Below are 563 nucleotides of genomic sequence, written 5' to 3' on the forward strand. Positions count from 1 at the left end.
TCTTCCGCATAGGCGGGAACCGCAGCCCCAAATACAAGGGCAAATACTGACAACGCAGCAGCGCTATAAGAAAGTGGTTTGAGTTTCACTATTATCTTTCCCCTTAGTCACATGCACAACCCTGTACACGTGCCAGCTCTAATAATTCGCCTTCGACAGCTTCGTCTCAGCGCGTTTTTAGGCTAACAAAGAGAATCTTCGATATGTCCAATCAACCCTCAATCGCACGTATGTATACCTTAAGTCCTATACGATGGCACAAACGCTCAGGCAACAACAACCCGAAAAACGGACTATAAGCCGCCGCGCCGGTCTCCAGATAGGCGTTAAAGTCGCCGCACTGGGGCATGCACTCTCGATCGCAGACCGCTTACAGGCAGACGCCGGGGTATAAACGAAACCCGCGCAATAGCGCGGGTTTCATGGCGGAGGGTAAGGGATTTGAACCCTTGGTGCCCGTGAGGACACAACGGTTTTCAAGACCGTCACCTTCGGCCGCTCGGTCAACCCTCCTGATGATTCCCTAGTGTAACCCGGTTTTACTTAAACCCTGAAACTTGCCA

1 tRNA gene is annotated in these 563 nt (G+C 51.7%); it reads right to left on the minus strand.

The features are described 5' to 3' along the window. Positions 1-423: 423 nt before the first annotated feature. Positions 424-513: transfer RNA gene (locus HMPREF1627_RS01800), tRNA-Ser, on the minus strand. Positions 514-563 lie beyond the last annotated feature (50 nt).

This window comes from Actinomyces sp. S6-Spd3 (assembly GCF_000758755.1).
Classification (GTDB): domain Bacteria; phylum Actinomycetota; class Actinomycetes; order Actinomycetales; family Actinomycetaceae; genus Pauljensenia.